Source organism: Paenibacillus sp. FSL H8-0175 (assembly GCF_045040615.1).
In the GTDB taxonomy this organism is placed as follows: domain Bacteria; phylum Bacillota; class Bacilli; order Paenibacillales; family Paenibacillaceae; genus Paenibacillus_AQ; species Paenibacillus_AQ odorifer.
This window is the reverse complement of the sequence record NZ_CP150299.1, coordinates 679,905-696,546: the sequence shown is the minus strand read 5'-3', so window position 1 is coordinate 696,546 and position 16,642 is coordinate 679,905. Positions and strand designations below refer to the sequence as shown.

At 45.5% G+C, this 16,642-nt stretch carries 15 protein-coding genes; 5 read left to right on the top strand and 10 right to left on the bottom strand.

The window, feature by feature from the left end:
- Positions 1-79 precede the first annotated feature (79 nt).
- The 3 genes from MHH46_RS03085 to MHH46_RS03075 all read right to left on the bottom strand — a co-directional run bounded on the left by MHH46_RS03085 (position 80) and on the right by MHH46_RS03075 (position 3,580).
- Entirely contained in the window at positions 80-1,339 is a 1,260-nt protein-coding gene (locus MHH46_RS03085) for an ABC transporter permease (protein WP_076193760.1), read from the bottom strand.
- The gene (locus MHH46_RS03080) at positions 1,336-2,076 is read right to left on the bottom strand and encodes an ABC transporter ATP-binding protein (RefSeq protein ID WP_036676805.1); all 741 of its coding nucleotides are present in this window, start codon (positions 2,074-2,076) and stop codon (positions 1,336-1,338) included. The genes MHH46_RS03085 and MHH46_RS03080 overlap by 4 nt, the downstream gene beginning before the upstream one ends.
- A gap of 160 nt (positions 2,077-2,236) precedes the next feature.
- Positions 2,237-3,580 carry an MFS transporter gene (locus tag MHH46_RS03075; RefSeq protein WP_076193757.1) on the bottom strand — a complete coding sequence of 448 codons (1,344 nt, stop codon included), beginning with the start codon at positions 3,578-3,580 and terminating at the stop codon, positions 2,237-2,239.
- Positions 3,581-3,929: 349 nt separating this feature from the next.
- On the opposite strand from MHH46_RS03075, the gene MHH46_RS03070 reads away from it, so the two are divergent.
- Together MHH46_RS03070 and MHH46_RS03065 are read left to right on the top strand one after the other, a co-directional pair.
- On the top strand, positions 3,930-4,397 hold the full coding sequence (locus tag MHH46_RS03070) for a MarR family winged helix-turn-helix transcriptional regulator (protein ID WP_036676802.1): 468 nt from the start codon (positions 3,930-3,932) through the stop codon (positions 4,395-4,397).
- Between the two features lie 243 nt (positions 4,398-4,640).
- Positions 4,641-4,871, top strand: a complete 231-nt coding sequence (locus MHH46_RS03065) for a hypothetical protein (protein ID WP_143762771.1) — start codon at positions 4,641-4,643, stop codon at positions 4,869-4,871.
- A 341-nt stretch (positions 4,872-5,212) separates the two neighbouring features.
- Here the strand turns inward: MHH46_RS03065 and MHH46_RS03060 are convergent, their stop codons facing one another.
- The 4 genes from MHH46_RS03060 to MHH46_RS03045 form a co-directional block, all read right to left on the bottom strand.
- Complete coding sequence (locus tag MHH46_RS03060) at positions 5,213-5,479, bottom strand: hypothetical protein (protein ID WP_076193754.1); 267 nt, start codon at positions 5,477-5,479, stop codon at positions 5,213-5,215.
- Between the two features lie 68 nt (positions 5,480-5,547).
- On the bottom strand, positions 5,548-7,056 hold the full coding sequence (locus MHH46_RS03055) for an MDR family MFS transporter (protein WP_076124409.1): 1,509 nt from the start codon (positions 7,054-7,056) through the stop codon (positions 5,548-5,550).
- 30 nt (positions 7,057-7,086) lie between these two features.
- Complete coding sequence (locus MHH46_RS03050) at positions 7,087-7,641, bottom strand: GNAT family N-acetyltransferase (protein WP_076193752.1); 555 nt, start codon at positions 7,639-7,641, stop codon at positions 7,087-7,089.
- Positions 7,642-7,826: 185 nt separating this feature from the next.
- The gene (locus MHH46_RS03045) at positions 7,827-8,108 is read right to left on the bottom strand and encodes a hypothetical protein (RefSeq protein WP_036676794.1); all 282 of its coding nucleotides are present in this window, start codon (positions 8,106-8,108) and stop codon (positions 7,827-7,829) included.
- A 228-nt stretch (positions 8,109-8,336) separates the two neighbouring features.
- Here MHH46_RS03045 and MHH46_RS03040 point away from each other — a divergent pair, with 228 nt between their 5' ends.
- Entirely contained in the window at positions 8,337-8,816 is a 480-nt protein-coding gene (locus tag MHH46_RS03040) for a GAF domain-containing protein (RefSeq protein ID WP_036676791.1), read from the top strand.
- An 81-nt stretch (positions 8,817-8,897) separates the two neighbouring features.
- Here MHH46_RS03040 and MHH46_RS03035 read toward each other — a convergent pair whose 3' ends face one another.
- The 3 genes from MHH46_RS03035 to MHH46_RS03025 all read right to left on the bottom strand — a co-directional run bounded on the left by MHH46_RS03035 (position 8,898) and on the right by MHH46_RS03025 (position 13,820).
- A complete protein-coding gene (locus MHH46_RS03035) occupies positions 8,898-11,330 on the bottom strand; it encodes a glycogen/starch/alpha-glucan phosphorylase (RefSeq protein WP_076193750.1) in 2,433 nt (810 codons plus the stop codon).
- A 100-nt stretch (positions 11,331-11,430) separates the two neighbouring features.
- Complete coding sequence (gene glgD, locus MHH46_RS03030; protein WP_036676786.1) at positions 11,431-12,534, bottom strand: glucose-1-phosphate adenylyltransferase subunit GlgD; 1,104 nt, start codon at positions 12,532-12,534, stop codon at positions 11,431-11,433.
- Positions 12,535-12,656: 122 nt separating this feature from the next.
- Positions 12,657-13,820, bottom strand: coding sequence for a glucose-1-phosphate adenylyltransferase (locus MHH46_RS03025; RefSeq protein WP_038568594.1), 1,164 nt, complete (start codon positions 13,818-13,820; stop codon positions 12,657-12,659).
- A 475-nt stretch (positions 13,821-14,295) separates the two neighbouring features.
- Here MHH46_RS03025 and MHH46_RS03020 point away from each other — a divergent pair, with 475 nt between their 5' ends.
- Both MHH46_RS03020 and MHH46_RS03015 read left to right on the top strand, forming a co-directional pair.
- Entirely contained in the window at positions 14,296-14,979 is a 684-nt protein-coding gene (locus tag MHH46_RS03020; protein WP_038568592.1) for a response regulator transcription factor, read from the top strand.
- Complete coding sequence (locus tag MHH46_RS03015) at positions 14,976-16,559, top strand: cell wall metabolism sensor histidine kinase WalK (RefSeq protein WP_076186276.1); 1,584 nt, start codon at positions 14,976-14,978, stop codon at positions 16,557-16,559. Before MHH46_RS03020 ends, MHH46_RS03015 begins: the two co-directional genes overlap by 4 nt.
- The last annotated feature ends 83 nt before the right edge of the window (positions 16,560-16,642 follow it).

Sequence of the window (16,642 nt, the reverse complement as noted above, 5' to 3'; positions counted from 1 at the left end):
CGAATCAAGACAAAAAAAGAAGAGTGCCCCAGCAGCCTTTTCACGGCTTATGAGGCACTCTTCCGTTCTATTTATATCTTTATTTCGCTAAGCGAAATGTTCCAAATATTCTAGAGCTAAACAGTGCAACGATATAACCTAGCGGGATGAACAGGATAATCCCAAACCATCCATATAAGGAAATACAGATCAGCGCAGAACAAATGATTGAAAAAGGAAGCAGTAAGATAGGGATCGCACGCAGCCCCGCTTCGGCTTTTTGTTCCTTTGAAAACGGCAGAATTCCGATGTAATCATCTCCCACGAATAACGACCAGAACGACAACAGCCAATTGGTCATGAGAGAAACTAAAACTATAAATCCTAGCCATTTGAACCCTGATGGAATGATAAATATCGCTAGAAGGGACACAGCAGTAAACGATAAGTAGAGCTTTAAATGAGCCGGATTCCGTACAAGTGCCTTAATCGCTGCCGCAGAGAAACGACTCTCGGCAGTTTTTGATTTTAGCAAAGGCTGTGATTTCCGGAAAATCCACGGCTTATGGCGGGTCGGACGTGGCTTATCCAGTACACCGCGGAGTAATAGGGCCGCTATTTTCATCCGCTGCTTATAATCTTCACGCACATCGTTCATGAATGTCCCACGCATCACTATACGCCGCTGAAGAGCGATTACCGCTACGACTGCAAAGAGTGCTGCGATCAGCAGCATAAAAACTGGACTGTTGTTCCAAAACGCAGCTGCACGGAAATAGATCCCACAAGGAACGGAGATGGCCAGAATCAGCCACAGCCAGCGCCGCCAGCCTTGCTTTTGTACTTTTACAATATGCCCCAGTAATTTAATGCACCAGCTACATGCCAGAGTCAGAGCGAACAGCGCCCATACCTCTGATGACAGCATTCCATATCCCCGAACCAGAAAAGGTAATAACAGCACAAAAGCTGCACAGAACTTCAACGATGTTACGATCAGGCTGTACAGCAACCCGCGAAACATAATCGTATTTATCCATCGCTGCCGTTGTCTTAGAAATAATAGATCGCCTTCCTGCAATAATAGCACCAGTCCCCCTCTACAGAGCAGGAGCACAAATAATGAAGGAATGAGCATAAACGGCAAATCTCCACTCCAAGCTGGCAATGCCTCGTTCCAGAACCCGTAATATAACCGTCCTCCCAGAAATCCCCCGGGAATCAGTATATATAACAGCACAGTCCAATCGGCAGCCGTACGGATAATAGCAGATTGCTCACGCCAATGAGAAAATAATCGCCGCCAGAATAGCTTTTTGGAGGTAGGAAAAGCAAACCCTCGCTGCTTCTGCTTACTCATGTCAGTTCGTCGAAGCAATCAAACAACGACGCCTCCGGCAGCCCAGCATAATCACGTATATCTTCGAGCGTTCCTGCAGCGGCAACCCTGCCACCCGAGATCAGCACAAAATCATCGCAAATTTTCTCAGCAGTATCCAATACATGCGTAGACATTAATACACCAGCTCCGCGCTGCCGCTCCGCTTCCAGCAGTCGCAGGAAATCTTTAGTGGCCCGAGGATCCAAGCCGATAAAAGGCTCGTCCACAATATAAACATCCGGCTGTACCAAAAAGCCAAGCATCAGCATCATTTTCTGTTTCATACCCTTAGAGAAACCAGCTGGAAGATCATCACGGACATGATTCATGCCGAACTGCTTCAGTAACCTCTCCGCCGTTTCTTGAAACTGCTCATATTTTAGTCCATAAGCAGCAGCAGCCAAATCTAAGTGCTCCCATAAGGTCAGGTCCTCATAAAACACCGGCTGCTCCGGTACATAAGCATAGGATTTATTAACTCCATTAAAGGAGACCTTAGCTTTGGTATTCTTAAGCAAACCGAGCAGTGTTTTGATTGTAGTACTTTTTCCCGCACCGTTTGGTCCGATCAGTCCGAGCAGCTGTCCACGCCGCACCTGAAATGAAATATCGAATATGCACGGGGCACCTGCTTCATAGCCTGCTTCATCGATCTCAACATCGAGTACAATCTCTTCGTCGCTCTCGGTATCCCCTGTTATTTCTACATTCTCCATATTCGCCAACTCCTAAATATTTCTAATGAATATTATTATCGAAATTCCAATCCAGAAAGATAGCTTCTCTAATCGTACTATATATACTTTCTCCAAGGAAGCAAACTGATTTTTTCACAGCTCAGAGAACTACTCTCCTATTTAAAAAAGAAACCTCCCATTAAAGAGAGGTCTGTCCCAGAAGCTCTAGGTTATTTGTTGCTGAAATTTCTTCTTCACGTTTAATTGCCGCTTCATCTCTACGCTCGATTTTACCACGCAGCATTAACAGTAACACTCCGAGCAGGGCTGTAAGCAAACCAGAGAGAATGAAAGCCGGGACAGGTCCTGACGCTGTAACTAAAGCCCCACCGGCTACAGGTCCCAAGATAACAGCCGCACTTGTTAGACTGCCTATAGTTCCAAATACACGGCCCGTGTATTCCGCAGGGGTCCGCTGTTGCAGCATAGAATTGAAGGGAATGAACGCAAGGCCTGCTCCCACACCAGCAAACATAAAAGAACCAAATAAAGCGATGTTCATCCATAATCCGGCCTGACCGTGGGCAGTTACAATTCCTGCACTTGAGAAAACAACCCCCATAATTACAGCTCCCAATCCCATAAAGACGAGCGTATGTTTACCACTGCCTATACGGCTTACAAGCAGGGCTGACAGTAAGGTGCCAAGGCCACTGGCTGCCACACACCAACCCAGCAGATCACCGTTCACACCCGGAATTTCCCGGAATAACGTTACAATCTGCGAATCACCAATTTGCAGCATTAGCAGCACTAGCACCAGCATAGCAATCCCGCAAAGTACTACAGGCATTCCCACGATCACCTGCAGACCCGCCGACATTTCTTGGCGAAAAGACTTCCGAGCACCATTCTCCCCTGTGCTATCCTCTGCTGCATCTTTCTTCAGTGCAGCCGCACGCGGCAGTCCTATTAAGATGACCGCCGATAAAATGAAGGTAGCCGAGTCAATCACATAACAAGCGGCAATACCAAATGCGGCAACCAGAAGTCCACCTAGAGCAGGACCTACAATTTTGGTTATTTGTTCGATAGATGAGCTAAGCGCCATGGCTTTATCCATCTGGGCCGCAGGGACAAGCTCCTTGAGCTTTCCGCTTTTGGCTGGTGAAAAGAGTACATCCATGATCCCTTTAGCCACCAGCAGGACATATACCTGCCAGAGAGAACCTGCAAATACCAAACAAACAACGATTCCGGCACGAGCTAGATCCGAACCAATCATCAGCGCCTTGCGGTTAAAACGATCACTTAAATAACCTGCGAACGGTCCTCCTAAGAGCAACGGCACAGCCATACATAAAGATATAGCCGTAATTTCCCACGGTGTCGCATTCCATTTAAAACCTACCATTGTCAGTAGCGCTAGGATATGCAACCAGTCTCCCACATTCGATACAAGCTGTGCGGCAATAAGCAGCATAAAGGGCTTATTCGCCGTTAGCTTTCCTTCTTTTGAATCATGAGCCAGTTGTTCCTCCATCTTACTTCACTCCCCGTTACTATTTCTCGATGAAGTAATAGTAAAATATTGGAGAACATCAATCATCCGTCTGGAGGCGTAAATAGCGCTTGAACCTAAGACTGAAATTCTTATCCTTTCAAAGACTGAAATCAAAAAAACCTTCGTTTTTATCGTATTCAAAAAATTGTTTGATTTTTAATAATTAAAAGTGTGCTCATTGTGACAAATCACATGTTCTTCATTCGCTCTTTCACGTATTCTAAGGTTATCTCAAGGTTCGTTGCACAGGTAACCCGTGCACTAATGACTATTGATTGCAAACTGTGCGATGAGTTCACACATGATTAACGATAGAGGGTGGAGAAGCATGATACAATCTTACGAACGTGATACGCAATTAACACTACATTTGTACCGGGTATTTGCCAAGTCTTTTAAGAGCATTAATGAACATGCTGTTACCGGCAGCAAAATTGAAGGTTTTAATCCGACTGCCTTTGCCGTTATGGAAGTGTTGTACTATAAGGGACCACAACCCATTCAACAAATTGGCGCCAAGCTGCTGCTGCAAAGCGGCAACGTTACTTACGTAATCGATAAGCTTGAGGAACGCGGCTATTTGCAGCGTAAGCCTTGTCCGAGCGACCGCCGTGTGATTTTTGCGGAGCTGACTACGGAAGGTGAACGTCTCATGAATGAGATGTATCCGAAATATTCAGAACGCCTGCATCTTGCTTTCAGCGGTCTGAATGATGATGAGAAGGAACAAATGATTGTTCTGCTCAAAAAGATGGGTCTACAAGCTGAGAAGCTATCCCCTCTTCCTCGTAAGTAAGAGTCGCTTATTTATGTGTTTTAGACAAGCTGTTATTGATTTCTGTTAATGGTAAAAAGAAAACCAATAGGCGATTCTCCGATTTATTTGAGAATCGCCCATTGGTTTTCTTTGTTCTGCGGCAGCTTACTTGAGCAGATGATATAAGTCCTTATGACCCCTCTGAGCAAAATTTGAGTGCCTTTTTACAGCCTCCGTTAGCCGAACATTAGTTGAGAACTGATCAGTTAGGGCAGTAAGTCGATGCCGAAGACGGACCTTGAGATCCGCTTTTGGCAAACCTCGGATCATAGTCATCCTTATTCGGCAGGACTAGCGAGCACACTTCCGACTGGATTTGGCGTAGCACACCTCCGATTGGACTTGGCGTGCACGCTTCCGATTGGACTTGTCGTGCACGCTTCCGATTGGACTTGTCGTGCACGCTTCCGATTGGACTTGGCGAACACACTTCCGATTGGACGTCCCTTCTAGCTGACCGTAACTACCACTCTCAGTAAAATCCACTTTTGATATAACCCGCTATATTTTCAGCGCCCGATCTTGATGGGAACCTGAGCAGTAGCTAAAGGAATAACTGCATTCTATACAGCTATTTCGTATGCAAATCGGATTATTCTAACTTTAAGTGTATTCTGTACAATTAAAAACCAGAAAAAGTACCCCTAGGCGAGTAAATCAAGAAAATAGATGTACTAAATACAGCTATATCCATTGAAGAGTTAACGGCAGGATTATAGTTGTACAAAATACAACTAAATTTGCCTAACGATTGCTTCCACTGCTTCCACCGACGCTCTACTCTAAAGTTCAAGTCAATCTCGTGTGTTATTACGCTCGCCACTCCGTGCGTGATTCCATGTGTCACTCCATACGTCATTCCATGTGCTACTCTCCGTTAGTCCATGCGTCTTTCCGTGCGTGATTCCATGCGTCTTTCCGTGTGTCATTCCATGTGTCACTCCGTCCGTCATTCCATGTGCTACTCCGTCCGTTAGTCCATGTATCACTCCATGCGCTATTCCGTGCGTCATTCCATGCGCCACTCCGTCCGCTATTCCATGTGTCAGTCCCTGCGTCATTCCATGCGCCACTCCAGGGAGTAAATTCGTATGGTTCAACCACTCTAACACGCTATCTACCTATTAAGTTATGCCTTTTTCAAGGACGATGAAGCATCCTCTACTGAAGGCACACCCTTGCGCAAACCCCAGGAAATTATCAGCGACAAAACAGCGAAAACTGCCATTACGATAAATAATGAATGAAGACCACCTTCAAGGGCATCACGCAGACTGTTTGATACTTCCCCAGACAGGTTGGTTCCTGCATGTGATCCAAGCAGCTTATTAATATCATCTCCTGAGATGTTCGAATCCGGTTGTTTTCTTAACAGCTTATCAATATTCAAGTTCAGCCAGGAACCAAAAATAGCCACCCCAACAGTCTGTCCTAAAGAACGCGTGAACGCATTAAGCGCTGTAGATGCTCCCCGTTGCTCATACGCAACAGAGGACTGCGCGATAATCGTAAAGACTGTAGAAGAATACCCAAAGCCAACTCCACAGACCAGCATCAAGCATAAGAGCAGCAGCTGTGAAGACTCCCCTGTTAAGAAAGCCAGGCCAATAGCCCCGGCAGCGATCATAATCAACCCAAGCATTGCGGTTCGACGCGAACCCGCTTTTAGAATCATCCGCCCTCCGGCGATCGAACCAAACATCCAGCCTACCGACATCGGCGCCAGTAGCAAACCTGAGATGGCGGCGCTTTTTCCGGATACACCCTGCACCCATAATGGCACATACGTAGAAAGCCCAATAATTAATGTGCTTACCAGCAGGTTAGCGCCTGTAGATACTGCGATATTGCGGTTCGAGAATAGACCCAGCGGTAACATAGGTTCAGGAGCACGACGCTCCACAAAGAAAAATAAGACTAGCAGGATAACAGCCACACTTAGAGTTGCAATTAGCAGTGGGGATGTCCACTCCAGATTCTGTCCTCCTGTGGAGAGACCGAAGAGTAATGCGCCCATACCAGCAGCGAATAGCAGCACCCCTGCCACATCAATTTGTGCTTTCCGGCGTACCTTCTCTTCCTTCAAATAACGGGCAATAAATACCATTGCTAGTAAACCAAATGGCAGATTAAAGACAAATACCCAGCGCCAGCTTAGGTAATCTACAACATATCCTCCAAGAAGAGGGCCTACCAAAGAGGAAATCCCCCATACAGAGCTAAGTAATCCTTGTGTCTTCGCTCTCTCCTCAATACTGTAAATATCCCCGATAATGGTAAAGGTCATTGGAATGAGCGCACCCGCGCCAATCCCCTGTATTGCCCGGAACAGGATCAGCTGTTCCATACTTTGCGAAATACCACATAATAATGAGCCTAATAAAAAAACAGCTGCCCCCCACATGAACACCGGCTTGCGTCCAAAGAGGTCACTGATTTTGCCGAAAATAGGAGTAGTAATAGCCATTGCCAGCAAATAAGAAGTGAATATCCAGCTAAGCCACTGCATTCCCTGAAATTCACCTACGATAGCTGGACCCGCTGGTCCTGTTACCGTTCCTTCAATCGCAGCCAAAAAGGTAGCTAGCAGCACCCCTATCAGTATTAATTTACGTTCTAAATCCCCTGTTGACTTCAATGTTCCAAACCCTCTCTTTATGTAATAAAATCATTGCCATTCCCCACGCAGAAGCGCATGTAGAGTCACATCCTGAAAGCCGGAAGGTGTCTGACGATATTGACGTAATATACCTTCCTTCTGAAAGCCGAGCGTTTGAACCAGCCTCTCCGCACGATTATTATCAGGATGACACAGCGCTTCTATCCGATTCAGCCCCATCCTATTAAAGCCGAAGTCGAGCACTAAACCAAGCGCTTCTTTCATATATCCAAGCCCCCAAAAGGCAGGCGCCAGATCGCAGCCAATTTCCCCGCGGTAAGCTCCCTGTAACTGCCAATAGTTATACCCGCAGCTCCCTATAACTTCACCTCCGGGTCCTACAATACTCCAGCGTAAGCTGTCCTCTTCCTGAGCCATCTGTGATAAAAATGCAATCAGTTGCTTAGTCTCTTCGATAGAGGATAATGCTGGAGCCCCCAGCCAGCGGGTGACCTCTGGATGAGACCAGACCTGATATAATGCTGAAGCATGTTCAGTAGTCATAGCACACAGCTTCACTCTACTGCCGACCAGTGTGGGTATCACTCCATTGCAGATATACAAGTCTCTGCCCCCCTTCAACTTATCAATTATACATCATTCAAGAGTATATCCTTAAGATAAAAGTTCTAAATTCTTTAACATTGAAAAGAACAAATTCTACGCGTTAACGTAAAAAGACGTCTGCAGCAGGGAGCAAACACTCCCTAAATGCAGACGTCTTTTTATTAAACTTAACTACAATGATTTCATTCCGCTTCATGAATAACTTCACTGCATAACACCTGAAGTTTGGCTCGAATATCCTTGAACTCTTCAATTCCAGTCCCCGTAATACTGTACCCTTCGGTATGGGCAGTCAGAAAGTTGTCCAGTGTCAGCTTTTCCAATTCCTGTTTCACTTCGCGTTCTCCTACACGATACCCCAGATCTTCAAGTCCGAGCAGCATCTCTGAGATCGTCACATCTTTATCCCGTGCACAATAAAGCATATGAATTCCTATGAACAAGTTCTGTACATCAGCGCGCATATTCCACCTCTTCCGGCTATATAGCCTTCGGTATTTATACTAGCATTACCCTCTGACCGATCCCCGGAAACATTATTGTGGCTGTTCCGCATTTCATGGACTTCATGGAAGATTCCATATTGTTACAGATTGGTATTGTCGCTTGACGTATCATGTCTAGCTGTACTATGTTGATAATTACAGTTATGAGTTGATATTTGAATTTAAAGTACAGGAAGGTGATGCTTCATGTTTCAAGCTATGCCTTACGATGGAACACGCAACGAGCAGTTTGAAGCGGTTCTAATCCAACTAGAAGCATTAGTAAAGGACGAACCAAGTGCAACGGCCAACCTGGCCAATGCTTCGGCACTGCTTAAACACGCTATGCCGGATACGAATTGGGCCGGTTTTTATTTATTTGATGGCAAGGAGCTTGTGCTCGGGCCTTTCCAAGGTCTTCCTGCCTGCATCCGTATCCCGTTATCTCGTGGAGTCTGCGGAACGGCTGCTGCGGAACGACGCACGTTAGTAGTAGGAGATGTGCATGCATTCCCGGGACATATCGCCTGTGACGCCGCTTCAAACAGCGAAATTGTCGTCCCGCTGATCAAGGATGATCGTTTGCTTGGCGTACTCGATATCGACAGTCCGCTGAAAGATCGTTTTGATGATGAGGAACGCCGGTTCCTGGAGCGGTTCGCAGCCCTGGTATCGGAAGTTATCTAAAGCAGCTCTATAGAGCATAAGAAATAGGCTGTCTCATTTGTAGGAATCTCCTACTTATAAGACAGCCTATTCTTGTTGAGCCTATAGCCGTACCGGACTGATATTCCAAATCTCCGCCGCGTAGCGGCTAATCGTGTTATCACTTGAGAATTTACCGGAATGACCAATATTTATAATAGACTTTTTCAGCCACTCCTGACGGTTGCGGTATGCCCGGTCAATCTCGACATGAGTCTCGACATAACTTGCGAAATCCTTAAGCACAAAGAATTCATCGTTATTATCCAAAAGAGAATGGAAAATAGTCTCAAACTCCGCACCATGACAGCATATAGGTCCCGGATTAACCAACTGATCCAATACTTCCTTCACACGGCTATCCCCATTGTAGATATCACGTGCGTGATAGCCGCCATGCTGATAATAATCCATTACCTGCTCAGCACGAAGACCGAACAGGAACATATTGTTGTCCCCTACCATCTCATGCATTTCCACGTTAGCGCCGTCCATCGTACCTACGGTTAATGCACCGTTCATCATAAACTTCATATTCCCCGTACCGGAAGCCTCTTTACTCGCTGTAGAAATCTGTTCACTAATATCCGCAGCAGGAATGATCTTCTCGGCCAAGGATACCGAATAATTCTCAAGGAAAAAGATACGAATCTTGCCTTTAACATCCGGATCTTTGTTGACAGCCTCCGCCACAGTATTGATCAGCTTGATAATTCGTTTCGCCAAATGATAGCTTGGCGCCGCCTTTGCTCCGAATATAAACGTGCGCGGTACCATATCCATCGAAGGATTATCTTTGATTTGGTTGTACATATGCAGAATATGCAAAATATTTAGCAGCTGCCGCTTATAAGCATGCAGGCGCTTCACCTGAACATCAAAAATAGAGTCGGGGTCTACATGTACCGAATGCTTGCTGTAGATGTATTCAGCCAACTTGAGCTTATTCCGCCGTTTAATGCTGGCCACTTGTTCCTGGAAGGATGCATCCTCACAATATTTAATCAAGCCAATCATCTCTTGCGGATGGCTCATCCAGCGGGTTCCTATCGATTGATTGATAAGGTTAGCCAGATCCGGATTGGCATGCATCAGCCAGCGCCGGTGAGTAATCCCATTCGTCTTATTATTGAAGCGGTGCGGGTACATTTCATTAAAGAGCCGCATTTCGCGTTTCATCAATATTTCTGTATGCAACGCCGCTACCCCATTGACACTATGGCTCGCCACAATCGCCAGATGGGCCATGCGAACCTGATCGTCATGAATAATCGCCATCTGTGAAATCCGGTCCTGATCGCCGGGATAACGACTCATCAGCTCGCCGCAGAAGCGGGCATTAATCTCTTCAATGATAAGAAAAATACGTGGAAGCAAGTCCCTGACCATTTGAATAGGCCATTTCTCCAGGGCTTCGCTCAAAATCGTATGATTTGTATAGGACACCATACGAGTTGTAATACTCCACGCCTCATCCCATCCTAATCCATGTACATCCATCAGAATCCGCAGCAATTCAGGAATTACAAGCGTCGGATGTGTATCATTGATATGAAGTGCAACCTTGTCGGGCAGCGATTGTATAGGGAGTCCAAGCTTTCCAAAGGTTCGCAGAATACTTTGCAGGCCAGCGCTGCAGAGGAAGTATTGCTGCTTCAACCGCAACAGCTTGCCTTCGTATTGAGAGTCATCCGGATACAGGAACTCCGAGATGGATTCTACGGAACGCTTATATTCCAGGAATTTATGATAGTCTGATCCGGCAAAAGAGCCAAAGGTTCTGGTAGGCTGGGTGATGGACTCCGCGCTCCAGTTGCGCAGTGTATTCACATGCCGCCGATCTGCACCAATGATAGGCACATCATACGGAACTGCACGAACGGCCTCATATTGACTATGCTCAAAGACAAGCCGCCCGTTCTCCTCGCGAGTCTCAATCACGCCCCAGAACCTTACTTCTACCTGCTTGTCTTCACGACGCACTTCCCATACATTATCATTTTGCAGCCAGTAATCGGGCAGTTCCACCTGATACCCGTCAACGATTTTCTGCTCAAACAGGCCGTATTTATAACGTATACCGCAACCATGCCCCGCATATTGCAGGGAGGCCAGTGAATCCAAGAAACAAGCAGCTAGACGTCCAAGTCCTCCATTGCCAAGCCCAGCGTCGGCTTCTACCTCCTCAATATCCTGCAGCGAGAAACCAAGATCGGCCAATCCCTCACGCACGACCTCCAGCACGCCCATATTCAGCAGATTGTTCCCCAGAAGTCTTCCGATCAGAAACTCCATAGAAAAATAGTATACCTGCTTATCCTTATCCGTCTTGTACTTTTGATTGGTATCCGCCCAATTTTTCCCGGCATTCTCGCGAATCATGTTGCCTAATATTTTATAGACATCAGCATTCGAGGCTTCCTCCAAAGGTTTGCCCAATTTACTGATGAGCGTCTCGCGAAACACCTGTTTGAAAGTTTCTTTATCGTTAAACAACAGCAGGTTCCTCCTGACAAAAGCTTTTTTTAGGGATGCATTAGACTATGCCTGTAGATCAGATAGGTTATACTGTTTCGTTTCATCTAATCCAGTTGGTTTATATTTTGCTGCTCTTGGCGATGACAAATGGACGTTTACTATCCCCGACGAGAATTCGATTCTTACTTAAATGTACGTCCTTATCCATGATCACATTCTCAATAACAGCATCTTCCTCTATAATGCACTTCTGCATAATTACAGAGTTGATGATCTTCGCTCCTTTACGTACCTGAACCCCACGAAAGATCACGCTGTTCTCCACCGTTCCAGCTATAATGCAGCCGTTAGCCACCAGTGAATTGCTGACATTTGCGCTCTCTAAATATCGGGTAGGAGCCTCATATTTAATCTTCGTCTGCACTGGACTTTCTTTGAACAGACTAAAGTAATTCTCCTGCTGAAGCAGCTCCAGACTATTCTTATAATAGCTTTCCAATGAATTAATTACGGCATGATAGCCATGATACTCATAAGCAGCGATTTTGAATTTATGGCGGTTTTTCTGAATGACATCACGGAAAAAGTAACTCTCCCCATGTGCAATGCAATGTTCCACCTGCTCCAGGAACAGTTTTTTCTCCATAATGAAGATATCGAGATATAAATTGGGATGATCCTTCTCATGATGGATATTGGTCACATTATTCTCTTCGTCCACTTCAATACGCTGGCATAACTCATGCTCTGGCTGCAATTGCTCTATTTTTTTGTATACTACTGTAACATCGGCACCCTTCTCCAAATGGTAGCTGTACAAGTCCTGGAGATCGATAGTATTAATATGCTGGCTGCCGGAAAACACAATATATTTAGCAGATCCCCGTTTAAAAAGATCCAGATTATTATGATAATGCTGAAGGTCGCCAAGAGAAGTATCGGTGGGATCATTCCAGTCCGGAGGCAAAATAAATAGTCCCCCATGCTTGCGATTCATATCCCAAGATTTCCCGTCACCCAAATGGTCCATTAAAGAACGGTATTTACGGCGAACAAACAGGCCCACGCTCTCCAGATCCGCACGCATCATATTGGAAAGCACGAAATCTATCAACCGATAACGACTGGCAAAAGGTACGGCTGCGCCACAGCGGAAATAAGTGAGTTCATTTAGTTTATCGAGTTCATGATCCAGATTAATTACACCCATGAGTTGCTTCATCGGAATCCACCGTCCTCTTATAATTTATAAGAAAGTATAAGTTTCACTATATACTTTATCCTTATAAATCTCGCATAAACGCTTACCGTCCCTAGAAGGACGCCGAAGGCGTTTTAGCTTGATTATATGGTTTTGGCCACAGCTGATTTACGTTTCTTGCTTTTATTGTCGATCAGCAAAATTTCGTTCTCGTTCTCCCGCTCGATGCCTATTTCCATATAATCGTCGATTACCGTATTCTCACTAATAATCGCTTTATGAATGCGTACGTTCTTACCAATCTTAACCTTAGGCATAATTACGGAGTCCGTAATCACACTGCCTTCACCTACCTCTACGCCATAAAAAAGAACCGAGTGCTTCACTTCACCATGCACAATGCAGCCTTCATTAATAATGCATCCTGACACTTTCGCCCCAGGTGCGACATATTGGGCAGGTTGATTCGGATTACGTGTAAATATGCGCCAGCTGGGATCATTTAGATTAAGCGGTGGATTATCGCTCAGTAAATCCATATTCGCTTCCCACAGGCTTGCTACCGTACCAACGTCTCTCCAATACCCTTCAAAAGGGTACGCAAATAAAGAGTTCCCGTCTTCCAGCATCAAAGGGATGATATCCTTACCAAAATCGTGAGATGACCCTATATTCTCTCCGTCCTCCAGCAAATGCTTGCGGAGAATTTCCCATTTAAAGATGTACACACCCATAGAAGCTAGCGTGCTTTTTGGCTGTGCAGGCTTCTCTTCAAATTCGTAAATTTTCAGATCGTCCTCCGTATTTAAGATTCCAAATCGACTTGCTTCCTCCAGCGGAACGTCAATCACAGAAATCGTGCAATCTGCGTTTCTCTCCTTGTGGTATTGCAGCATAGCATGATAATCCATTTTATAAATGTGATCACCGGATAGAATAAGAACATGCTCGGGGTCGAACTGATCTACAAATTTAAGATTTCGATAAATCGCATCGGCTGTTCCCCGATACCAGCTGCTTCCATTCTCACGTTCATGCGGTGGCAATACGAATACTCCACCATTCTTACGGTTCAAATCCCAATCACTGCCTACTCCGATGTAAGAATGTAGTATAAGTGGCTCATACTGTGTCAATACACCAACAGTATCAATACCCGAGTTGGAGCAGTTACTTAAAGGAAAGTCGATGATCCGATAAGTGCCCCCAAAATAGACAGCGGGCTTGGCAAGCGATTTGGTTAAACCTTTCAATCTTTTGCCTTGGCCTCCAGCCAATAGCATGGCTACCATTTCTTTTTTCTTCATGGAAAAGCCTCCCTTGACTTATGGGTAATATAAAGTTCAGCAAACCTAGGATGAATGAACAGAATTCCAAAAAGAAGTGAATTAGAAAAGAAATACACCAGAAAGAAATGAGCCTTGATAGGAAGATGACAAAGTTGAAAAAACGAGGAAGGAAATTTTACACGTTCGGATGATCTAACCTAAAATAGGGAGAGCATTCTCCAAAATCAGGAGCCTGAATCAGGAGATTATCCTTATTGTAAAGTGTTCTATATTCTTCGTCAAAACCCTTTATCGCAATTCCGAAAATCCGGAATTTTTAACCCTGTTTGTCATTAAACACCTTAATATTCCTTATAACTAGATTAACCAATTTAAAGCCATGTGAAAGAAATTCACTCATTTATTCTAGAAAAAGAATCATTCGGTCTTCAGCAAACATTCAACCGGATATGGCATAATGAAGCTATCTATCACCGATTTGGAGGAACCTATGATGAAAGCAGTACAAGGAGTTCGACTTCTGCTCGTAGATGATGAGCCTCATATATTACAGTTCCTGGAGCTGGGTCTCCTTAACGAAGGTTTTGAAGTACGAACCGCGTCGGACGGGCTAAGCGCCATTTCGATTGCAGCTGAATTCAAGCCCCATGTAGCTATCCTGGATGTGATGATGCCGGGTATGGATGGATTCGAGGTATGTCACTATCTGCGCTCAGAAGAGACAGAGGTAGCTGTCATCATGCTTACTGCAAAAGACGAAGTGGATGATCGCGTAAAAGGACTATCTATTGGTGCTGACGACTATATGGTCAAGCCCTTCAGCTTTGATGAATTACTAGCGCGGATCCAAGCGCGGCTGCGGAATCAGTTTCCGGGGCTGCTAGGTGAGGTCCGCTGCGGTCCTTTCCGAATTGACAGTCGGCGAAAGGAAATTCGCTTCAGGGAGGAAGTACTTGAACTCTCCCCTACGGAATACGAGTTATTACAGTATCTCGTTATCAATCACGGCCTTGTACTCAGCAAGCCTATGATTCTTGATAAAGTGTGGGGCTATGATTTTGGCGGTGAGGAAAATATTGTTGAGGTCTATATCCGTTCGCTTCGTGAGAAGCTCGGAGATAAGGAGCACCGTATTATCCGTACCCTGCGGGGCGCAGGCTACCGGGTGGATCTATGAGCACTCCCATCTTCAGATGGCTTCGCAGACTGCCTGCACCACGTTCCTTGCGTAAACAGCTGCTTGCCACATCGCTGCTTATTCTATCAGGATTGCTGTTGCTAATTGGAGTCTTACAATATATCCTTATGCGAGATTTTATATACAGCAATAGAGCCGAGTCTATGGAAGCGCAAATACGTTCTGTCCCCCGTGAGATGTTTTTTAACTTTTTCAATTCCTATGACGAGGATAGCACAGGCATAAATGACACGAACAACGAGTTTAACAGCAATTTCCCGTTGGAAAGAGAAGACATGAATAAAATGCCAAGTGGGCTGCGAACTGGCGAGAACCGGCGCCCGCTTCTGCTTGATGCCCATACAACTCTCGCCATGTACAGCTCGGATGGCACCTTCAGGGATTTACAGCAATTAACCCTCTCAGATATAGCTGCACCCAGGCTGACCAATGAGCAATACGATGCGCTGCTGATTCACACCACGGATAGGGCAACAGGAAATTACAAGCTCATCCAAGCTGAAGACGGCACTGAACATCTAGCCATATTCATGAATCTTTATAGGCCTGGAAATACTAGATTGCTGCTGCAAATGAGTGTGAGCACGGGGCCATTGACGGATGTGATAATGCAGCAGCTGCTGATCTACGCAGGTTTGTCAGTGATTGCTTTATTGACTGGATTATTCCTATACTTACCGGCCCTGCGAAAGACGTTAGTTCCTCTATCTAATATGGGAGAATCGGCTGAGATCATTAATGCCGGTAATTTGGACATTCGGTTTCCAGTTGACCAAGGACAAGCCGAGATCGACAAGCTTGCTCATTCATTCAATGGTATGCTCGAACGTCTCGAAATATCCTTTCATAATGAACGGGAGGCCAAAGAGCAGATGCGCAGGTTCGCTGCCGATGCTTCCCACGAGCTTAGAACTCCGCTTACCTCAATACACGGTTTTCTTGAGGTCTTGCTGCGGGGCGCCGCCGATAATAAAGAACAGTTATATAACTCGTTGCGAAGCATGCATGGTGAATCGAAACGGATCAACAAGCTGGTCGAGGATCTGCTACTGCTCGCTCGAATGGATGGAGCTCCACAGCTGCAGATGACTGATCTGATTCTCAGCGAGGTAATTCACGAAATGAAGCCGCATCTGCTTTTGCTCGCGGATCAACGTAAAGTTACATTTGATATCTCCTATGGCATCCGTGGTAAATATGATCCCTATAAGCTCAAGCAGGTGATTCTGAATCTGTTCCACAATGCAGTTCAGCATACCAATGCCACGACAGGGAGCATTCATCTCTCTTTGCAAGCGGAAGGAAATCAAGCTCTATTAAGCGTGCGGGATAATGGCTACGGAATTCCCGGAGAGCACATCCCACATATCTTTGATCGATTCTACCGCAGTGACTCCTCTCGCACACGTAAATACGGCGGATCAGGGTTGGGTCTCTCCATCACAAAATCTATTGTCGAGGCACATCACGGCAAGATTAGTGTAAATAGCACCGTTGGCGAGGGGACAACGTTTACGGTTAGCCTGCCTTGCGAGGAAGGATTAGCCAAGGAAGAGTAACAACCGTTATAATTAAGAGGAACTGGAGCATCGCTCCACAAAACTTAAGCGTATGCTTTCGTTGCCAGTTTTGCTATGTAGTC

Bases quoted from the DNA above. Each gene is read 5' to 3' on its own strand.
- MHH46_RS03080 (WP_036676805.1), bottom strand. From the start codon at position 2,076: ATGGAGAATGTAGAAATAACAGGGGATACCGAGAGCGACGAAGAGATT.
- glgD (WP_036676786.1), bottom strand. From the start codon at position 12,534: ATGAAGCAACTCATGGGTGTAATTAATCTGGATCATGAACTCGATAAA.
- MHH46_RS03040 (WP_036676791.1), top strand. From the start codon at position 8,337: ATGTTTCAAGCTATGCCTTACGATGGAACACGCAACGAGCAGTTTGAA.
- MHH46_RS03015 (WP_076186276.1), top strand. From the start codon at position 14,976: ATGAGCACTCCCATCTTCAGATGGCTTCGCAGACTGCCTGCACCACGT.
- MHH46_RS03045 (WP_036676794.1), bottom strand. From the start codon at position 8,108: ATGCGCGCTGATGTACAGAACTTGTTCATAGGAATTCATATGCTTTAT.
- MHH46_RS03060 (WP_076193754.1), bottom strand. From the start codon at position 5,479: ATGACGCAGGGACTGACACATGGAATAGCGGACGGAGTGGCGCATGGA.
- MHH46_RS03070 (WP_036676802.1), top strand. From the start codon at position 3,930: ATGATACAATCTTACGAACGTGATACGCAATTAACACTACATTTGTAC.
- MHH46_RS03025 (WP_038568594.1), bottom strand. From the start codon at position 13,820: ATGAAGAAAAAAGAAATGGTAGCCATGCTATTGGCTGGAGGCCAAGGC.
- MHH46_RS03075 (WP_076193757.1), bottom strand. From the start codon at position 3,580: ATGGAGGAACAACTGGCTCATGATTCAAAAGAAGGAAAGCTAACGGCG.
- MHH46_RS03020 (WP_038568592.1), top strand. From the start codon at position 14,296: ATGAAAGCAGTACAAGGAGTTCGACTTCTGCTCGTAGATGATGAGCCT.
- MHH46_RS03085 (WP_076193760.1), bottom strand. From the start codon at position 1,339: ATGAGTAAGCAGAAGCAGCGAGGGTTTGCTTTTCCTACCTCCAAAAAG.
- MHH46_RS03065 (WP_143762771.1), top strand. From the start codon at position 4,641: ATGCCGAAGACGGACCTTGAGATCCGCTTTTGGCAAACCTCGGATCAT.